The sequence below is a fragment of the Kouleothrix sp. 19917 genome, assembly GCF_057073505.1.
Genome location: NZ_CP097099.1, coordinates 2,744,770 through 2,763,533 on the forward strand (window position 1 = coordinate 2,744,770; position 18,764 = coordinate 2,763,533).

General features: G+C 63.3%; 20 protein-coding genes. 11 read left to right on the forward strand and 9 right to left on the reverse strand.

Features of this window, described 5'->3' with window-relative positions; all coding sequences use genetic code 11:
* Positions 1 to 17: 17 nt before the first annotated feature.
* A complete protein-coding gene (locus M1P90_RS11135) occupies positions 18 to 218 on the reverse strand; it encodes a hypothetical protein (protein ID WP_483702702.1) in 201 nt (66 codons plus the stop codon).
* Positions 219 to 378: 160 nt separating this feature from the next.
* On the opposite strand from M1P90_RS11135, the gene M1P90_RS11140 reads away from it, so the two are divergent.
* Positions 379 to 1,290, forward strand: a complete 912-nt coding sequence (locus M1P90_RS11140; protein WP_483702703.1) for a hypothetical protein — start codon at positions 379 to 381, stop codon at positions 1,288 to 1,290.
* A gap of 157 nt (positions 1,291 to 1,447) precedes the next feature.
* Here M1P90_RS11140 and M1P90_RS11145 read toward each other — a convergent pair whose 3' ends face one another.
* Positions 1,448 to 2,269 (reverse strand): HTD2 family dehydratase, encoded by an 822-nt coding sequence (locus M1P90_RS11145; protein ID WP_483702704.1) that lies wholly within the window; start codon positions 2,267 to 2,269, stop codon positions 1,448 to 1,450.
* Positions 2,270 to 2,418: 149 nt separating this feature from the next.
* The gene (locus tag M1P90_RS11150; protein ID WP_483702705.1) at positions 2,419 to 3,822 is read right to left on the reverse strand and encodes an MBL fold metallo-hydrolase; all 1,404 of its coding nucleotides are present in this window, start codon (positions 3,820 to 3,822) and stop codon (positions 2,419 to 2,421) included.
* 97 nt (positions 3,823 to 3,919) lie between these two features.
* On the opposite strand from M1P90_RS11150, the gene M1P90_RS11155 reads away from it, so the two are divergent.
* Positions 3,920 to 5,290 (forward strand): CCA tRNA nucleotidyltransferase, encoded by a 1,371-nt coding sequence (locus tag M1P90_RS11155; RefSeq protein WP_483702706.1) that lies wholly within the window; start codon positions 3,920 to 3,922, stop codon positions 5,288 to 5,290.
* A gap of 67 nt (positions 5,291 to 5,357) precedes the next feature.
* Here M1P90_RS11155 and M1P90_RS11160 read toward each other — a convergent pair whose 3' ends face one another.
* The 3 genes from M1P90_RS11160 to rarD form a co-directional block, all read right to left on the reverse strand.
* A complete protein-coding gene (locus tag M1P90_RS11160; protein WP_483702707.1) occupies positions 5,358 to 5,873 on the reverse strand; it encodes an SRPBCC family protein in 516 nt (171 codons plus the stop codon).
* Positions 5,848 to 6,192 carry an ArsR/SmtB family transcription factor gene (locus M1P90_RS11165; RefSeq protein WP_483702708.1) on the reverse strand — a complete coding sequence of 115 codons (345 nt, stop codon included), beginning with the start codon at positions 6,190 to 6,192 and terminating at the stop codon, positions 5,848 to 5,850. Before M1P90_RS11165 ends, M1P90_RS11160 begins: the two co-directional genes overlap by 26 nt.
* A 175-nt stretch (positions 6,193 to 6,367) precedes the next feature.
* The gene (gene rarD / locus M1P90_RS11170; RefSeq protein ID WP_483702709.1) at positions 6,368 to 7,261 is read right to left on the reverse strand and encodes an EamA family transporter RarD; all 894 of its coding nucleotides are present in this window, start codon (positions 7,259 to 7,261) and stop codon (positions 6,368 to 6,370) included.
* 105 nt (positions 7,262 to 7,366) lie between these two features.
* Here rarD and M1P90_RS11175 point away from each other — a divergent pair, with 105 nt between their 5' ends.
* Positions 7,367 to 8,575 carry a class I SAM-dependent methyltransferase gene (locus M1P90_RS11175; RefSeq protein WP_483702710.1) on the forward strand — a complete coding sequence of 403 codons (1,209 nt, stop codon included), beginning with the start codon at positions 7,367 to 7,369 and terminating at the stop codon, positions 8,573 to 8,575.
* A gap of 125 nt (positions 8,576 to 8,700) precedes the next feature.
* On the opposite strand, the gene M1P90_RS11180 is transcribed toward M1P90_RS11175, so the two are convergent.
* Positions 8,701 to 9,792, reverse strand: coding sequence for a hypothetical protein (locus M1P90_RS11180; protein WP_483702712.1), 1,092 nt, complete (start codon positions 9,790 to 9,792; stop codon positions 8,701 to 8,703).
* 167 nt (positions 9,793 to 9,959) lie between these two features.
* On the opposite strand from M1P90_RS11180, the gene larB reads away from it, so the two are divergent.
* From larB to M1P90_RS11210, 6 genes are all read left to right on the forward strand, one after another.
* Positions 9,960 to 10,733 (forward strand): nickel pincer cofactor biosynthesis protein LarB, encoded by a 774-nt coding sequence (larB, locus tag M1P90_RS11185; protein WP_483702713.1) that lies wholly within the window; start codon positions 9,960 to 9,962, stop codon positions 10,731 to 10,733.
* A complete protein-coding gene (gene larE, locus M1P90_RS11190; protein WP_483702714.1) occupies positions 10,717 to 11,586 on the forward strand; it encodes an ATP-dependent sacrificial sulfur transferase LarE in 870 nt (289 codons plus the stop codon). The genes larB and larE overlap by 17 nt, the downstream gene beginning before the upstream one ends.
* Before the next feature lie 63 nt (positions 11,587 to 11,649).
* Entirely contained in the window at positions 11,650 to 13,200 is a 1,551-nt protein-coding gene (locus tag M1P90_RS11195) for an acyl-CoA carboxylase subunit beta (RefSeq protein ID WP_483702715.1), read from the forward strand.
* Between the two features lie 28 nt (positions 13,201 to 13,228).
* A complete protein-coding gene (locus tag M1P90_RS11200; RefSeq protein ID WP_483702716.1) occupies positions 13,229 to 13,843 on the forward strand; it encodes an ATP-binding protein in 615 nt (204 codons plus the stop codon).
* Positions 13,844 to 13,853: 10 nt separating this feature from the next.
* Positions 13,854 to 14,303 carry an ATP-binding protein gene (locus M1P90_RS11205; protein WP_483702717.1) on the forward strand — a complete coding sequence of 150 codons (450 nt, stop codon included), beginning with the start codon at positions 13,854 to 13,856 and terminating at the stop codon, positions 14,301 to 14,303.
* A gap of 62 nt (positions 14,304 to 14,365) precedes the next feature.
* Positions 14,366 to 14,728 (forward strand): STAS domain-containing protein, encoded by a 363-nt coding sequence (locus M1P90_RS11210; RefSeq protein ID WP_483702718.1) that lies wholly within the window; start codon positions 14,366 to 14,368, stop codon positions 14,726 to 14,728.
* A 54-nt stretch (positions 14,729 to 14,782) separates the two neighbouring features.
* On the opposite strand, the gene selD is transcribed toward M1P90_RS11210, so the two are convergent.
* Positions 14,783 to 15,832, reverse strand: coding sequence for a selenide, water dikinase SelD (gene selD / locus M1P90_RS11215; RefSeq protein ID WP_483702719.1), 1,050 nt, complete (start codon positions 15,830 to 15,832; stop codon positions 14,783 to 14,785).
* Between the two features lie 410 nt (positions 15,833 to 16,242).
* Between selD and M1P90_RS11220 the strand changes: the two genes are divergently transcribed.
* Together M1P90_RS11220 and M1P90_RS11225 are read left to right on the forward strand one after the other, a co-directional pair.
* Positions 16,243 to 16,656 carry a hypothetical protein gene (locus M1P90_RS11220; RefSeq protein WP_483702721.1) on the forward strand — a complete coding sequence of 138 codons (414 nt, stop codon included), beginning with the start codon at positions 16,243 to 16,245 and terminating at the stop codon, positions 16,654 to 16,656.
* Between the two features lie 27 nt (positions 16,657 to 16,683).
* Complete coding sequence (locus tag M1P90_RS11225; protein WP_483702722.1) at positions 16,684 to 18,003, forward strand: amidohydrolase family protein; 1,320 nt, start codon at positions 16,684 to 16,686, stop codon at positions 18,001 to 18,003.
* A gap of 57 nt (positions 18,004 to 18,060) precedes the next feature.
* On the opposite strand, the gene M1P90_RS11230 is transcribed toward M1P90_RS11225, so the two are convergent.
* On the reverse strand, positions 18,061 to 18,717 hold the full coding sequence (locus M1P90_RS11230; protein ID WP_483702723.1) for a Crp/Fnr family transcriptional regulator: 657 nt from the start codon (positions 18,715 to 18,717) through the stop codon (positions 18,061 to 18,063).
* Positions 18,718 to 18,764: the final 47 nt, after the last annotated feature.

The following is an 18,764-nucleotide window of genomic DNA, read 5'->3' on the forward strand; positions in this document are numbered from 1 at the left end:
TTTCGTTTGCCCAGAATTTAATGCTTCGGCTGCTCGACCGGCGTGCCACGCGGCACATTCACAATCTCGGCGTCGCCCTCGTCGTGCGCTTCCTCGGCATGCTCGTCGTGCGCGTGGGCGTGGTGCGCTGCGCCATACTCGGTTATCAGGCTGGCGCGCTTGATGCGCCGATCGTATTCGCGGAAAACGGCTTTAGAGATCGCAGAGAAAAAGCCCATAGTTGTGAACCTCGTTCTTGGTTTGTGGCGATCTGATGCTGCGAGTATTATACCGCACTCGAAAGAGATTGCAACGCAGCCCTTTACACCGCGAACAGATGTGCTATAATACATGCTATACCTTCTTGGGTAGAGTTTCGATACGAAAGGGACGAGCGAAATGGATGACGTAACCTTCTCACGCGGGCCAGCGCGGCGCCCAGCCGTGCGCGTTTCCGACCCGTTGCTGCAGTGGGCCACCGGCCTGCAAACCAAAGAGCGCCGCATCTACGCGGGCTGGCTGGCCGAAGTCGGCAAGATCGAAACACTCGACGATGCGATGGCGGCGGCTGGCTTCAGCCAGATCACGATCAAGCACGGCAGCGGCAATATGGTGACGCACTGGGCGGTGGAAACGGCCAACCTGTTTGTGGTGGCCGAGGGCGTGCAGTCGATTGGCGAGATGAAGCACACCGAAGATCGCTACGGCATTGCGTTTGGCTGGCGCACGCTGGAAGGTGGCCGCCAGCAGTCGGTGCTGCGCTTCCGTGGCTTCCTGCGCGAGCTGCTGCAGGTTGGCTTCTACGAGCCGCTGCTGATCACTGCAAAGAGCACGCTCACGGGCGATGTCATCAATGCGCTGACGCGTCAGTACGAAGTGCTCGACGCTGTCGACGCCTTCCGCAAGCTGGACAAGAAGCCGCCGCTGCAGCCGCCCTTTTATGCGTGCAGCATTCCGCTCGGCCCAGGCCAGGAAGTCGCACGCGGCAGCAACGGACAGACCAAAGAAATCACGCCGCCGATTGCAGTCATCCCTACACCGGTGACGAAGGATTATGTGCGCGCGAACTGGATCAAGCGCGAATGGGCGGCGCTGATCGAAGATGGGCACGGCGGCCCTTCGCTGATTGACCAGACGCTGGCCTGGTCGGTGACGACTTCGAAGATGATTGGGATTGGCGAGGAGCAGACGGCCGGCCCCGGCTACGAGGAAGAAGCGCCGATGCCGCCAGCGCCAAACCGCGCGCCCGCGCCCGCCCCACGGCCCGCCAATGGCAACGGCCGGCGGCAGCTTGAGGAAAGCCTGCTGTAGGCGATTAAGCCAGAGCAACGAAGAGGATCGAGCCACAGAGCGCACAGAGGCCACAGAGTTTCGTTTTCGTTCATTTGTGGTCAAATTCTCACACATCTATAACGCAAAAGGCGACCAGCAAATCGGTCGCCTTTTGCGTTGGTGTGCATCGCGTGACTCATTCCGCCAACGCCGTCGCCTCCATAAGCAGCCGCCCGGCGTCGTCGCGCGCCCACAGCGCTGCGCCACCCTCCTGGGCCGTGCCGCAAACGGTTAAGGCGTCGGGCAGGCATAGCGGGCTGCGCGCACGATACTCGAAACGCCGCAGTGGCGCGCCCTGCTGCACATACAGGTCGAGCAGCAGCGTGGCGATCAGTGGGCCGTGCACCACCAGATTCGGGTAGCCCTCGACCGCGCGGCAGTATTCCAGGTCGTAGTGAATGCGGTGGCCGTTGAATGTGAGCGCGGAGTAGCGAAACAGCGCGGTGCTGTCGAGCGCGTAGCGCGCCGTGTAGTCGGCGGCGTTGGGCGCGAGTGGTGCCTGCGCGCTAAGCTCAAGCGCAGCATCGCGGTAGACGATGGTCTGTGTTTCGGTGAGCGCCAGCCGCCCGCCTGTGTGCAGCGCGTGCTCAACCGCGACAAACCACAGCGCGCCCGAGCGCCCCTGCTTTGGCGTGATTGAGCGGATTGTGGTGCGGCGCTCGGCGATTTCGCCCAGCAGGAGCGGCGCGTGGAATTCCATGCTGCCGCCCGCCCACATGCGGCGGCGCGCTGGCACTGGCGGCATCACCACGCCCAGGGCGGGGTGGCCATCTTCGCCCAGATCGGCGGCGCGCGCCACGTCGTGAAAGTACAGCCAGTGCAATGCGGGCGGCAACGCGTCGCTGGAGCGAAACGCCCCTGTGCGGTCGAGTGTTGCGACCATGCGATTGGCCTGCGCGGGATCGAGCCACGCCGTTGTGCTGCTAGCGCGGCCGATCCACTCCTGCCATTCGTTCATGGCACGGCTCCTTTTCCACACGCTGCCTTTGTTCGAATAAAGCCACAGAGCGCACCGAGGCCACTGAGATTTTGAACCGGAGGCAGTTGACGTTTGAACCGCAAAGAGCGCGAAGGACGCAAAGCGGTAACTATTTCCTCTGTGGCTTTTTACCCCCGCCGCACCACGAGCGTGTATGTCTGCGTCACGCTGCCGTCGGGCGAGGTCACCTCAATCGCGAAGGTCGTGCCAGCGGTGGCAAGTTGCGCCGTGAAAGCTTCGCCCGAGGCTACCGCAGCGCCGTTCACCAGCAGGCTGCGGGCGCGACTCGATGTTGTTGTGGCGATGATCTCGGCGGTGTCGACAGCCACCTGCGCGGTGTACTCTGTCTGGTCGGGCGTGAAGCCAGGGCTGAGTGCTGCGCCGCGCACCTGCAGGTTGCTGAGCGTGGCGATCTGCGCAGGCGGTGCCGAGAGGCAGCGACCTTTCGCCACATTGATCGCCGCCCAGTTCGGGTCGGTCAGCCGGTCGCCCACCACAACCTGCCAGGCGTCGATTGGGCGCAGCGATGGCACCAGCACGTCTTCGCCTTCGTCCACCAGCAGTTGGGCGGCGCGCTCAAGATTGTCGAGATACTCTTCACCGTGAAGCGCTACGTCGTTATGGCCGCCAACGGTTGCGCGGATTTTGCCCTGCACTTTTGCGCGAAACACGCGCAGCGCCGACAGGTAGGTGTCGATTGGCATGACGCCGGGGAACTGCATCCACAGCGAGTCGGGGATGGAGACGCGATTGCTGCCGACCGCGTCGCCGGCGATCAGCAGGCCGCTCGCTTCGTCCAGCAGCACCACGCAGCCCGCCGAGTGGCCCGGCACTTCATATACCACAAAGCTGCGGTCGCCCAGGTCGAAGCGCATTCCTTCGCGCAGATCGTCGATCTGCTCGCGGTCGATGTGCAGGTTCATGCGCTCGATGAAGCGCTCGATCATGGGCAGGTCGCGGTGGTTCATGTAGACGTCGTAGTGATCCTGAAACTGGCCCATCGCCGCGATATGGTCGGGATGGCCGTGCGAAATCACGACATCCAGCGGCTTGTCGCCCACCAGCTTTTCGACAAAGGCGCGCAGGTTGCCATTGCCCAGCCCAGCGTCGATCAGCATGGCGCGCTCACTGCCGACCACGACATACATCTTGGTGTCGTCGTAGTCGGTGATCATATGCACCCCGGGGTAGATTTCTTCGGAAAGATAGCTGTCGGTGTCGCGGCGCTCGATTACATACTCGAAGCTGGCGACCGCGCTCGGCTCCAGGCCTTCCTTCAGCGCCAGCGCCTTGATTGTGTAGCTGGATGTGATGCCGTGCGTGCCTTCGTTGACGGCGTCCAGCACCGGCAGAACATACGGATCGAACACGGGGCTGGCTGCACTGGGCATGCTGCCATCGACCGTGTAGTGAATGGTCGCGCCAGGGGTCGCGCAGAGCAGGGTGACGCGCTGGGTGACATGAAAGGTATCGGGGGCGGGGATTGCCGTGGGCGCGGCAACACGCGCCGCTGATGAATTTGCTGTTGACATGCTTGCTACCTATACAGACAGGGCCACCACGAGGCCCGATTCGTTGCGTAGTATACATCTTCTGGCAGTTCGCTCAGTTCTGGCGTATACTCAGGCTATGGTACACAAACTTACTCCAATTCAACCGATTCTCGAAGCGCTTGTGCGCGCCGGTGGCCGCCCGCATGTCGTTGGCGGCGCGGTGCGCGACCTGCTGCGCGGCCTGCCGGTGAAAGATATCGACATCGAAGTGTATGGCCTGCCAATCGAGCAGCTCATTCACCTGCTGCGCGAATTTGGCCGCGTGGACGCGGTGGGCCGCTCGTTTGGCGTGCTCAAGCTGCGCCTGCCCGACGGCACGCAGATCGATGTTGCGCTGCCGCGCCGCGAAAGCAAGATCGGCGCGGGCCACCGCGGCTTTCTGGCCGAGCCCGACCCGACCATGACGCCGGTTGAGGCGGCGGCGCGGCGCGATTTCACCTGGAACGCAATGGCGCTCACGCCCGAGGGCGAGCTGCTCGATTTCTTTGGCGGCGAGGCCGATCTGGCCAGAAACATCATTCGCCATACTACGCCGGCCTTTGCCGAGGACCCGCTGCGCGTGCTGCGGGCCATGCAGTTTGCGGCGCGCTTCGACATGGAGCTGGCGCCCGAAACGGCCGCGCTCAGCCATCAGTTGCTGCCCGAGGCCGGCACGCTTGCCGCCGAACGCATCTGGGGCGAGTGGCAGAAGTGGGCGGCGAAAAGCATTCGCCCGTCGGCGGGGCTGCGCGTGCTGCGCGAAACCGGCTGGCTGGCGCTTTACCCCGAGCTGGCCGCGCTGATCGACTGCCCGCAAGACCCACACTACCACCCCGAGGGCGATGTGTGGACACATACGCTGTTTGTCTGCGACCAAGCCGCTACGGTCGCGATTCGCGCCGATCTTGGGGAAGAAGAACGCGCCATACTGCTGCTGGCCGCGCTCTGCCACGACCTGGGCAAACCCGCAACAACCGCAACCGCAGCCGATGGCAGGATTCGCAGCTTTGGCCACGCGCAGGCGGGTCTCGCACCATCGGCCGCGCTGCTGCGACGGCTGGGCGCGCCGCGCGCGATTGCCGATCGCGTGCTGCCATTGGTGGCCGAGCATATGGCCCATTATGGTATGGAAGCCAACCCGCGCGCAGTGCGGCGCCTGGCGGTGCGGTTGAGCCCGGCGACGCTCGCCCAGTGGGGCCGCCTGGTCGAAGCGGATGCCAGCGGCCGACCGCCGCGCCCGCCCGCCAACCCGTCCGCGCCCTTTCTCGCCCTGGCCGCGCAGATTGGCGCAGCACAAGGCCAGCCGGCCGCGCTGCTTCAGGGACGGCACCTGATTCAGCACGGCATGGCGCCTGGGCCACAGCTAGGCGCGTTACTGAAGCGCGCCTACCAGGCCCAGATCGACGGCGAATTTGATACGGTTGAGGAAGGGCTGGCCTGGCTGGATCGCAGCACGGCAGGGGAGTAAACGACGAAGGGCCAAGAATACACTCTCGGTCCTTTGTCCCTGGTCCTTCGTCGTTTGTGTGTCGCGGTTAGCGTTCCCAGCTTGGGTAGGCCGATTGGACCTCGCCAAAACGCCGCATCCAATCAGGCAGGGTTGTGCCAGCCAGCTGCGTCTCCAGCCGGTCGAGAAAGGCGTGCATACCCGGCGCAAAACCCAGCGCGGTGTTACGGCTCAGCCGCTTGTACGAAACCGTCAGCTCGGTGCCTTCAGTCATTGGCCGCAGTTCCCAGCGCACGGTCGCCTGCTCGCCGCCGGGCAGTTCATCGCGCGCCGCGACATTCCACTCGTGCTCAAACAGGCGCGGCGGTTCCCACGCCAGTATTGTCCCCGTGACATGAAAGCGCGACGGCCCACTGACAAGGTCAACTGCGCCGCCTGGCCGCCCATCGATGCTGGCGGTCGTCATAAACCACTGGCGCAACTGCGCCGGGTCGGTAATCGCCGCCCAGACTGCCTCGGGCGGGAAATGCAGCATGCGCGTAAACACAAGCGTCGCAGTATCGCCCTCAATTATGACATCACCCGCGTTCGGAATCGTTGCCATCGTCATCCCTTTCTGATGCTGCGGCTGTGGCGCGCGCCGCCAGATGTTCTTCCAGCGCGTCGAGTCTGGACAGCCAGAAGCTGCGGTACTGCGCCAGCCAGCGGTCAAGCTCAAGCAAGCCTTCCGGCCGCAGCGCGTAGATGCGCCGCTGCTCGTCGCGCTGCATGGTCACTAGGCCGGTTTCGCGCAACACGCGCAAGTGCCGCGAGATGGCGGGCTGTGTGAGCTGCGGAAATGCGCGTACAAGTTCGCCGGCCGGCAATTCGCCCGCCCGCAACTGGTCCAGGATTTGCCGCCTGGTCGGATCGGAAAGCGCCACAAATACATCCATACGCGAGTAATTATATAACTATATGATTATATATGTCAAGGATTATCTTCCAGACGAACGACGATAGACCAGAGACGAGAGACGAATGGAATGAAGGTTGTTGGCATCATTACCCAATTCTGCGTTCGTTGCGCCTCTGCGGTCAAATCCCGTCCGTCGTTCCTTACCCTGCTGCTGCGCGCAAACGTGCCGCGCCCGCCGCGTTGCGAATGCCTTCGAAGGTGTACAGCGCCAGCGCCGCCCAGATAATGCAGAAACCAAGCAGGCGCGCTGTGTCGAGGTGCTCGCCATATACCAGCACACCAAGCGTAAACTGCATCGAGGGCGCGATATACTGCAAAATGCCCAGCAGCGTAAAGCTGATGCGCCGCGCGCCAGCGGCAAACATCAGCAGCGGCACCGCCGTCACCACGCCCGCGCAGGAAAGCAGAATGGTCATTCCCAGGCCGGCGTGACCATATGCGCCAACACCCTGCGATTCGAGATAAAGCAAGTAGCCCAGCGCGGGCAGGAACAGGATTATCGACTCAAGCGTGTAGCCTTCGAGCGAGCCAAGGGTAGCAGTTTTGCGCAGCAGCCCATAGCCCGCGAACGAGCCAGCCAGCGCCAGCGCGATCCATGGCAGCGAACCATACTGCACCGTCAGGTAGAGCACGCCAAGCAGCGCCACGCCAATCGCCAGCGCCTGGCCGCTGCGCAGCCGCTCATTCAGGAAAATACGGCCCAGCAGCACATTCACCAGCGGGTTAATGAAATAGCCCAGGCTGGTTTCGACAATATAGCCTGCATTCACCGCCCAGATAAATACAAACCAGTTAAACGAAAGCAGCACGGCGGTCGCCACAAAGGTAAGCAGCGTGCGCGGCGTGCGCAGCACCACCGGCAGCCAGCCCCAGCCGCCGCGCGCCGACACCAAAATCACGCCCACCACAAAGCCCCACGCCACCCGGTGCGCCAGAATTTCCAGCGCTGGCAGGGTGTGCAGGCTTCGCCAAAAGATCGGCAGCAGGCCCCAGGCGATATAGGCCCCGGCGGCGTACCACATTCCGCGTTTCATGGTTTCCCTTTTCTTCACACTGTCAGTAGCGCGCTATGATAGCACAGGCAGCGCAAAATGCCTGTGGTATACTGACGCCGGAAATTGGCTATGGAGCGCGAGGGAATGGCACAACAGGAAACGCAAACTGACGATTACCGGGCGCTGGTGCGCGAGCTTGTGTTTGGCGAGCACGCATTTGTACGCCTGACACTGAAAGGCATTGTGCGCGGGGCGGCGACGCCCTGGCAGAAAATTGTGGTGCGACCAGTGCAGGTTCGTGGCCGCGATCAGCTGCAATTTTCATATTTCGACGCCAAGCGCGACATTTCGAAAAACTACTATGGCGGCGAGGCGCTCGCCCACCTCGACGAAGCGCTCGACGTTGGCTTTAGTGTGCTGGTGGCGCAAACCGCCGACGAGGACGTGCAGATTCAAATTACCAAGAAGGGCAAGGCGCTCGTTCACCGGCACCGCCACGCCAGCACAGCCGAGCCAAGCGCGGACCATAACCGCGCAAAGGAGCTGCCGCTGCCTGCGGAATCCGCCCCGTGGCTGCAAACCATTGGCATCACAAACGCGCAGGGCCAGATCAAGCCATCCATGCAGGGCAAGTTTGCGCAGATCAACGAGTTCATCAAGCTGGTTGAGGCGACCGGCGAGCTGGATAACTTCGGGCACACGCCGATCAATGTGCTCGACTTCGGCTGCGGCTCGTCGTACCTGACGTTTGGGCTGTATAGCTACCTGAACGAGCGGCGCGGCATGTCGGCGCGGCTGGTTGGTGTTGACTCGAACGCCGAGCTGATTGCGAAATGCAACGCGCAAGCTGCCGCGCTGGAATATGGCGACCTGTGCTTCACTGCCACGCCAATCATCGACTTCGCGCCCGCCGACGCACCCGACCTGGTGGTCGCGCTGCATGCCTGCGACACCGCCACCGACGACGCGATTGCTCAGACCATCCGCCACGGCGCGCGCATGCTGGTGTGCGCTCCTTGCTGCCACCATCACTTGAACGAACAACTCGACATCGCGGTGCTGCGGCCAGTAATGCGCCACGGCATCCTGAAGCAGCGCCTGGGCGATATTCTGACGGATTCGTTTCGCGCGCTGATTTTGCGCATCATGGGCTACCGCGCCGAGGTGATTGAGTTCGTGGCAGCCGAGCACACTGCCAAGAACCTGATGATCCGCGCCGTGAAAATCGCTGGCCCGGGCGACCCGCAGTTTGTGCGGGAGTATCACAACCTCAAGCAGTTCTGGGGCGTCACACCCTACCTTGAAACCCTGCTGGGTGAGCCATTCCAGCAGATCATCGCGGGCGAGCGCTAGCTCTTTCGCAACAGCCTAAATTCATCCACAGATTACACCGATGGCACAGATGAAGCGCGCGTCCCAAACCAGCCGCAATCTGCGCAATCTGCGTAATCTGTGGATCAATCATCAATCAATTCGCGCTAGCTATGCGGGTGCCGACGCAAGCGCCACGACAGGCGCCCCAGGTTTGGCGCGCGATCGCCCGACCATGGCGCGGTTGGCGCGGTGGTGAGCGCACACAGTGCGAGCAGCACCGAGTCGTAGTTCACGCGCCAGCCCACAAAATCGTGCCAGGCCTGGTCGAGATCGGGCTTGAGCGGCACCTGATTGTCTGCCAGCTCACGACATGCCGCGTCGAACTCCTCGCGCGTGACGCTGATTGAGTCGCCGGGGTGCGGGCTGGGATTGTGCGGCAGGTCGAAAAAGTCGACAATGCGGTGCAGCGCAAGATAGCCCGAGCGGATGCACAGATCGGTCTGAATGTCGCGCGGAATGTCGAGCGTCGAGGCTGCCAGCGCGGCGGCATCCAGCACTGCACCCGCCGCCGTCACCCACGAATGATCGGGCTGCGGCGAGCGGAAAAACGCCAGCGCCGGCAGTGAGGTATGGCTTTCTTCGATCTCGGAAAACCACACCTCCCAGGTCAGCCACAGCTCGCCCAGCTTGTCGAGCCGCTTGAGGCGCTGGAAGCGCTTGAACAGCTCGATTGCCGAGGGCGGCGAGCCAGCGCGCACTTCCAGCAGCGTCACCACGGTTTCGCGTTTCTGAAAGGCGCTGTAGATTGTGGGCAGGTAAGAAATCAGCAGCGCGACCAGCATCAGGCCAATCACCGCCTCGGAATAGCCCAGAATAATCACTGGCCAGCGTTCAAGGGGCGCAAAGCCCAGCGTCAGCAGCGAGGAGCCGCTGATGCGGAAGGCCATGCCCAGGCTTGGCACGCCGATCGCCCAGAACATCAGCATGTAGCCAAACAGAATATTTGCCAGCCACACCGGAGGCATCGCCAGGAGCGCGAACGGCGCGTACAGAGCCAGAATGCGGTCGCGCAGATGGTAGCTGGTGCGCCCTTTGATCAGCCCTTCGAAGAACAGTCGCACCATCAGAAAAATTACGCGCGTGAGGGTATCGGGGGCGCTGCGCGGCAGCACAAAGGTGCGCACCGCCGAAATAATTGTGCCGGCCGCCACCGCAACGCCCGCCACAAACGCCAGCAGCCGAAAAGCGAAATCCACGCTTGGTTCCTTGCTTTTTCAAACGATTGGGAAACGCAGGCAGCATTATACGGTATCGATGAACAGCGTGCCGACGGTTGCATGCGCGCCACAGCGTGCTATCATACTCGGCCGCAAGCATGTTTGCGCAGAGCTGGGGCCGCGAGGCCAAGGAGAAAGAGAGAAGTATGGACGAGCAAGCGATTCGCGAGCTGCTTGAAGGGGTGCGTAGCGGCGAGGTTCCGCTCGAAAACGCCGTTGCGACGCTGCGCGAGCTGCCGTTTGTTGATATGGGTTTTGCGCAGCTCGATACCCATCGCGCGCTACGCCGCGGCTTCCCCGAGGTGGTGCTGTGCGCGGGCAAGCGCACCGAGCACGTCGTCGCAATCGTTGAGCGCCTGGCGCAGGGACCGGGACCGCTGCTGGCAACGCGCGCCACGCCGGAGGTTTATGCTGCCGTGCGCGAGGCCGTGCCAACGGCGCGCTACTACGAGCTGGCGCGCTGCATTGTGGTCGAGCCCGAGCCGCTGCCCAAGCGCCCCGGCAGCATTCTGGTGGTTAGCGCCGGCACCGCCGACGTGCCGGTGGCCGAAGAAGCCGCCGTCACCGCCGATATCATGGGCAACCGCGTCGACCGGCTTTTTGACGTCGGCGTGGCCGGGCTGCACCGCCTGCTGGCGCATATGAACCAGCTGCTGGCCGCGTCGGTAGTGATTGTCGTGGCGGGAATGGAAGGCGCGCTGCCGAGCGTGGTGGGCGGGCTGGTGTCGCGGCCGGTGATCGCCGTGCCGACCAGCGTGGGCTATGGCGCGAGTTTTGGCGGCCTGGCCGCGCTGCTTGGCATGCTCAACAGCTGCGCCTCAGGCGTGACAGTGGTGAATATCGACAATGGTTTTGGGGCGGGCTTTGCCGCCAGCATGATGAATGGTTTACAGGAGAATACCCATGCCCACAACGCTTGACGCGACACTCGCTGCCAAGCAGCAGCGCCTGCACGATATTCTGACCGAGATGGGCAGCGTGCTGATCGGCATGTCTGGCGGCGTCGACAGCGTGCTGCTGGCCGCAGTTGCCCACCAGGCACTGGGCGAGCGCGCCGTCGCCGTCACCGCCGACTCGCCCTCGCTGCCGCGGCGCGAACTGCGCGCCACCGAAGAACTCGCCCAGCAACTTGGCCTGCACCACCTCGTCATCCGCACCGATGAGCTGGCTGATGAGCGCTACACCGCTAACCCGGTCAACCGCTGCTATTTCTGCAAGAGCGAGCTGTTTACGCATCTGGCGCGCCTTTCCCAAGAGCTGGAAATCCCCTGGATCTGCTATGGCGAAAATGTCGACGACCAGGGCGACCACCGGCCGGGCAGCGTTGCGGCGGGCGAGTACAGCGTGCGCGCGCCGCTCAAGGAAGCCGGGCTGACCAAGGCCGACATTCGCGCGCTGGCGCAGGCGCACGACCTGCCGATCTGGGACAAGCCCGCGCTGGCCTGCCTTTCGTCGCGTTTCCCCTACGGCACCGCCATCACCGCCGAGCTGCTCGCCCGCGTCGAAGCCGCCGAGGATGCACTGTGGGATCGCGGCTTCCGCCAGTTTCGCGTGCGCCACTTCGGCGATACCGCCAAGCTCGAAACCGCGCCCGAAGAAATGGCGGCTGCGGTCGCTCAATCTGCCGAGCTAGTGGCGGCATTTCGCGCGATTGGCTACCAAAGCGTCACGCTTGACCTGGCTGGCTACCGGCGCGGCAGCATGAACGAGGGCGTGATCGCGATTACGCCAGGTCAGATTGGCGTGCGCGCGCAGGAGCAGCATGGAGTGTAACTTACCCACGCCGCGCCTGTGCTATGATGTCGCTAGCTGTCCTTCCGCTGGAGCAAGAACGCTGTGAAAACAACCAAAGAACGGATTGAAGATCTGCGCCAGCGCCGCGAGCAGGCGCGCAGCGCCAACCCACAGGCCATCGAAAAGCAGCACGCGCGCGGCAAGCTCACCGCCCGTGAGCGCATCGACGCACTGCTCGACCCAGGCTCGTTTGTCGAGCTCGATGCCTTTGCCGTCCACCGCGCCTCGGCCTTTGGGATGGATCGCCAGAAGCCGCTCGGCGACGGCGTGATCACCGGGCACGGCACGATCGATGGACGTGCGGTGTGTGTGTTTGCGCAGGACTTTACGGTATTTGGCGGCTCGCTGGGCGAAGTGTTTGCCGAGAAAATCTGCAAGGTGATGGATCTGGCGCTGCGCATGGGTGTGCCCTGCATCGGCCTGAACGACTCGGGCGGCGCGCGTATTCAGGAAGGCGTGGTGAGCCTGGGCGGCTATGCGGAAATCTTCTACCGCAATGTGATGGTCTCGGGCGTCATCCCGCAGCTCTCGGTAATCGCCGGCCCGTGCGCGGGTGGTGCGGTTTACTCGCCCGCCATGACCGACTTCATCCTGATGGTCAAGGGCTCGTCGCAGATGTTTATCACTGGGCCGGACGTGATCAAAACCGTTACCAATGAGGATGTGGGCTTTGAAGAATTGGGCGGCGCGATGACCCACAACTCGCGCAGTGGCGTGGCGCACTTCGCCGCCGACGACGAGCCCGAGGTCTTCGAACAGCTGCGCGCGCTGCTATCCTACCTGCCGGCCAACAACCTCGAAGACCCGCCCTACCTCGCGCCCGCCGACGACCCCGTGCGCATGGAAGAAACGCTGCAAACGATCATCCCCGACAACGCGCGCAAGCCCTACGACATGGTGCAGGTGATCGACGCGGTAGTGGACGACGGCATCTTCTTCGAGGTGCAGCCCTTCTGGGCGCGCAATATTGTCATTGGCTTTGCACGCCTGGATGGTTTCCCGGTCGGGATTGTTGCCAATCAGCCCGCGCACCTGGCTGGCGTGCTCGACATCGACTCGTCGGTGAAGGCGGCGCGTTTTGTGCGTTTCTGCGATTCGTTCAACATCCCGCTGCTGACCTTTGTGGACGTGCCCGGTTTTCTGCCTGGAACGCAGCAGGAATATGGCGGCATTATTCGCCACGGCGCCAAGCTGCTGTACGCCTACTGCGAGGCCACCGTGCCCAAGCTGACGGTGATCACGCGGAAGGCCTACGGCGGCGCATATGATGTTATGTCGAGTAAACATATTCGCGCCGATTTCAATTTCGCCTGGCCTACTGCCGAAATTGCCGTCATGGGCGTGGACGCGGCGGTGAAAATTATCTTTCGGCGCGAGCTCAACCAGGCCGACGACGCGGCCGCGCGCCAGGCCGAACTGGTAGAAGATTACCAGAGCCGCTTTGCAAACCCCTATGTCGCCGCCGAGCGCGGTTATGTCGATGAAGTGATCGAGCCGAAAGAAACCCGCCCGGCGCTGATCCGCGCGCTGCACCTGGCGCGCAACAAACGCCAAAGCCTGCCGGCCCGCAAGCACGGCAATATTCCCCTGTAAGTGCAGCCGAGCCAGAAACGCGCCTGCTATGCTGCACCGTTCCTGGCTCGCTCCTTCATTTTACTGTCTTGATCTCAATCTCAATACCTATTGCACGCAATTTCTGAGATGTGTTAAGATTAATTGCGGGTATCGACAACGTAGTGGTAGTGATGCTTTCGAGCCCGAGAGTGGTGATAGAGGCATGACCGGTCCGATCAGCGACAACGAGCCAGCCGAGCGCGTTATTGAACTGCGACTGCCGAGCAAGCTTGGCTATGAAAAGGTCGCGATGGACACGGCTTCGTCGCTTGCGCGGCGGATGGGCTTTTTGCCCGACCGTGTCGAAGCGCTTCGTACGGCCATTGCAGAAGCAGTGACCAATGCAATAGAACACGGGAATGCGCACGATTCTGAGATGCGTGTGTTGGTGATGCTGACTGCCCGCGAAGACGAGCTGGTGGTTCGTGTGGCCGATCAGGGGCGCAAGCAGCTCGATCAGGGCTCGATTGTGCCAACGCCGCGCATCGAAGACGCGCTGAACCGGCAGGATAAAGGTGGATGGGGTATCTGGCTCATTCGTGAGCTGATGGACGAGGTTGAATTTACCACTGCACCCAGCGGCGGCAACCAGGTTCGCATGGTCATCCATCTCGAAAGATAGAGCTTATCCGATGACAGTGCAGATTGTAGCCTCAGATCCTTTTATCGAGCTTTCTTTCCCCAGCGAGCTAGGATACGAGAAAGTCGCCCGCGATGCCGTGGCCGCATTTGCGCGGCGGCTTGGTTGTGATCGCGAGCGTGTGGAAGATTTGAAGACCGCGCTTGGTGAAGCGTGCATCAATGCCATTGAGCATGGCAATGCGCGCGCGCCGGGTTTGCGCGTCGATATTCAGTGCACTGGCGCGCCCGACCGGCTGACGGTCGAGGTGCGCGATCATGGTGTGCGGCGCTACCTGGGCGATCTGCCGGCTGCGGGCATTGATCTGAAGCTGCAGGGGCTGGCGCCACGGCGCGGCATGGGCCTGATGATGATTTCGCAGCTGGTGGACGAGGCTGGTTTTACCGAGAGCCCCGACGGTGGAAACCATTTCCGGCTGGTGTTATACTTTCGGAAATCCTAATTTGGGCGTGCAACAGCGTTATAGCATGCAATGTACTTATCTGCATAGGGTAGGAGAAGGTCATGTTGGATGATGAGTTGAGCGTCAGCACCCGCGAGCGGGATGGCGTTGCGATTATCGATCTGGTCGGCGATGTCACCACGTTCGCCGAAGAAAAGATCAATAGCGCCTACGCGCAGGTGACCGGCCAGGGCGCTCGGCACATTCTGCTGAATTTTCGCCAGAACGATTACATCAATAGCGCCGGCATTGCCATTCTGATCGGGATTGTGACTGAGGTCAACCGAAACAGCCAGAAGCTGGCGGTGAGCGGCCTGTCGCAGCACTTTCAGAAAATTTTCCGTATGGTGGGCCTGGCGCAGTACGCCGAGATCTACCAGGACGAGGAAGAGGCGATTCGCGGCTTTGCGGCTGCGGCAGCCTAGCTGCGGGCACGGAGGGAAAGGCATGCGCGCCGCTTGCGCGTCACCTTTCCCTGCTTATGGGTGCACCTCGATTCCGGCCCCTTCGGTCCCTTCCCCGATCTGCCAGAGCGGTTCGTGCGCGGCGGCAAAGCGCTCGCGCAATTCGGCGGCGCGCTCCGGCGGCACTGCGAACAGCAGCCCGCCCGATGTCTGCGGGTCGAACAGCAATTGCGCAGCCGCCGCGTCGATGCCTTCCGTGAGGCGCACAGTTCCCGCGCCAAGCAAAAAGCTGCGGTTGCGGTTCAGCCCGCCCGGCACAATTTCCTGGCGCGAATATTCCAGCGCGCCGGGCAGCAGCGGCACTTGCGCCAAGGCAAGCCGCAAGCCCACTCCGCTATTCTCCGCCAGCTCAGCCGCGTGCCCTAACAGCCCATAGCCCGTAATGTCGGTGGCGCTGTGCAGCCCGAATTCGCCGGCCAGCTCGGCGGCACGGCGGTTCAGCCGCACCATGCTGGCAATCGCGGCGGCCAGATCGTCTTCGCGCACCACGCCACGTTTGTGCGCTGTGGTGATTACGCCAGTGCCGAGCGGCTTGGTGAGGAACAGTACATCACCGGGGCGGGCGTGCGCCTTGGCGGTGATGCGGTCGGGGTGCACCAGGCCGGTGACGCACAGGCCATATTTTGGCTCCTGGTCGATCACAGTATGGCCGCCCGCAACCACCGCGCCGGCCTCGGCCACTTTGTCGGCACCGCCCTGCAAAATCGCGCTGATCACTGCTGGCGGCAGATCTTCCGGGAAGCCAGCGATGGCAAGCGCCAGGATCGGCCGCCCGCCCATAGCGTAGACATCGCTAAGCGCGTTCGCGGCGGCGATCTGGCCGAAGGTGTAGGGGTCGTCGACGATGGGCGGGAAGAAATCGACCGTCTGCACCAACGCCTGATCCGCCGCGATCTGGTAGACCGCAGCGTCGTCTTTAATATCCAGCCCGATCAAAAGGTTTGGGCTGCGCGGCAGCGTCAGTGAGCGCAGAACCTGCGCCAGGGCGCCAGGGCCCATCTTCGCCGCTCAGCCAGCGCAGGAGGCCATTTCGGTCAGGCGCGTGATATCGTCGCGATTGTGCATACGTTTCTTCCAAAAACCAACGCGGGGCGTATTGCTATACACCCAGACAAAGAACCACAGAACCGCAGAACCGAGAAGCGGCGTATGCAATACGCCCCGGCGGCAAACCTGCAAACAGGCGTATGCAATACGCCCCGGCGGCCTGCAAACAGGCGTATGCAATACGCCCCGGCGGCCTGCAAACAGGCGTATGCAATACGCCCCGGCGGCAAACCTGCAAACAGGCGTATGCAATACGCCCCGGCGGCAAACCTGCCGACTGCCGACTGCCGACTGCCGACTGCCGACTGCCGACTGCCAACCGGCTACCCTAATCCGCGCCGCAATTATACACGATACTACTGCGCAAGGTCGCCGGGCAGGCGCTATGGTATAATGCCCACGTCGCTGCTGCCAAAAGGAAACGCGCTGTGCCGCCGATTGCGCTATTTTCAATTTTTATTTTGCTGATTGCCATGGTGCTGTTTGCCGTGTGGCGCTACTGGATCTCGCTGGCGCGCGTGTCGCCCGAGGAAGAAGAGTACGACGAGCGCATGGCCGCGCTGAACGAGCGGCAGGCCAACCGCATCAGCGACGAATTTCTGACCCACTCGCTCAGCGACGACGACGCATGGCAGATCATGGTGCGGCGCGGCAAGCAGGTGAAAACCCGCCGCACACGCAAGAACCGCGCAGCTGCCCAGCGCGCCCTGCCGCCCCCACGTGAAGCACCCACCCGGCGCGAGCGCTATGGCGGCGAGTTTGCGCGCCGTGTCGACGAGCGCCGCGACCGCTTTGGCGACACCAGTGCCGAGCGCCCGCGCCGCCCGCGCCGCGACGATTAACCAGTGCCAGGCGCTGGCGCTCGCTGTGTGCGCATCTGTATGCTGCTGGCCTTCGTGCTGGCAAGTGCTGGCTGCGCCACACAGCAACCTGCTTTGGAGCCAACGGCGCCGCCTGCAACCGCCACACCCCCACAAACGCCCAAAAATATTGCCACAGCCATCCCAACTGCGCCACCTGCCACAAAGACTCCTAACCCGCCCAGCCCAACGCCCGCGCCGCGCTATGATCTGGCGCTGGTTGGCGCGACGCTGATTGACGGCACAGGCGCACCAGCGCAGCCCGGCACAACACTGCTGATCCGCGATGGAACGATTGCAGCGATAGGTGCGGATGGCACGGTGGCCTTTGCGGCCGATACGCCGCGCCGCGATATGGACGGCATGACTATGCTGCCCGGATTCGTCAACACGCACGCCCACACGCACACACTGAGCGACGCCGATCTGGCCGCCTGGGCGCGCGCTGGCGTCACGACGGTGCGCGACCTGCAAGGCCCGCGCGACGCCATGCTGGCCCGCGCCGCCGCCCTGCGCGCCACAAACGACCCAACCCTGCCGCGCCTGCTGGTCGCTGGCCCGATGATCACTGTGCCGGGCGGCCACCCTGTCCCAGTCTATGGCCTGAGCGACCAGATTCTGGCCGTGCGCGGCCCCGACGATGCCCGCGCACAGGCGAGCGCGCTGCTCGATGCAGGCGCGGACGTGCTGAAAATTGCGGTGAGCGGGCGCACCGACGTGAACTGGCCCGAGCTTTCCGACGCGGAAATTCAGGCGATTACCGGTGTGGCGAGGGCGCGGGGCGTGCGTGTCGCGGCCCATGTCGACCGGGCGGCGGGGCTGGCGCGCGCCGTGGCAAATGGCATCACCGACGCGGCGCATATGCCACGCGACCGCATGCCCGACGAGCTGATCGCGCAGATGGCCGCGCGCGGTGTGGCGATGTCGCCCACCATCGCGGTGTACGAGGCGCTGGCCGCCGAGCGCGGCAACCTGAGCGAGTGGCGGCGCACGGTGCTGCCGGTGATGTACGACAACCTGCGACGCTTTGTGGCTGCCGGCGGGCAGCTCACGCTAGGCGACGATTATGGCAACCCGGGCATCGCACTTGGCATGCCCATGGCGGAACTGCGCCACTGGATCGCGGCGGGGCTTGGCCCGATGCAGGCGATTGTGGCGAGCACCAGCGCTGCGGCAGCCGCCTGCGGTCTTTCCAGTCAAATCGGCACGCTTCGCCCCGGCATGGCGGCCGATCTGTTTGCCGTGGCGGGCGACCCGCTGGCCGACATTGGCGCGCTGGAGCAGGTGCGGCTGGTGCTGCACAACGGCGCGGTGGTGCGTGAGGAATAAAAAAAGCTCGAAGGCTGCAAATGCATTCGAGCTTTGGTATGCCGATTGGGAAGCGAACTAGCCCTGCGCCAGCTCTTCCAGCCCACGCGGGTTGATCAGCGTGATGAATGAGCGGTCGATCTCCAGCAGGCGGGCGGCGCGGAACTGGTTGATGACCTTGGTGACAGTTTCGCGGTAGGCGTTGATGCGCTCGGCCAGCTGGCGGTGGCTGCGCCGCGTCACCCGCGACTGGTCGGCATCGCCATCGCGCTGCGCCAGATCGAGCAGCAGCGTCGCCAGGCGCGCCGGCACCGACTTAAACGCCACTTCGTCGAACACGTGGCTGGCCGTCTGGCGGTGGTTCAGCAGCTCTTCCAGCAGCGCCAGGCCCAGATCGGGGTGCTGCATAATCAGCGCGTGCACTTCGGCGCGCGGGATGCGGAAAAGCGTGACCGGGGAAAGCGCTTCGGCGTAGGTGTCGTAGTTGCCGCCGGGCGCGAGCGCGATCTGGCCGCAGAGCTGGCCGGGCTCGACCACACGCAGCGTCAGGGCGCGACCTTCGTCGGAAATCAGGTGCAGCGCAAGCTGCCCGCTGCTAAGCAGCACAACATCATCGGCCGGCTGCTGGGGGGTGTAGATCAGCGCCCCGCGCGCGTACGATTGTGAGCTGTGCCGTGCTGTGAGTTGCCCCCACCCGCCGACTTCTTCAGTCGCGCGGCCGTGATTGCGCCGCATAGTTCCTCCGCATTCCTGCTATCGCTTGCGTTATTGTAACACAGTGG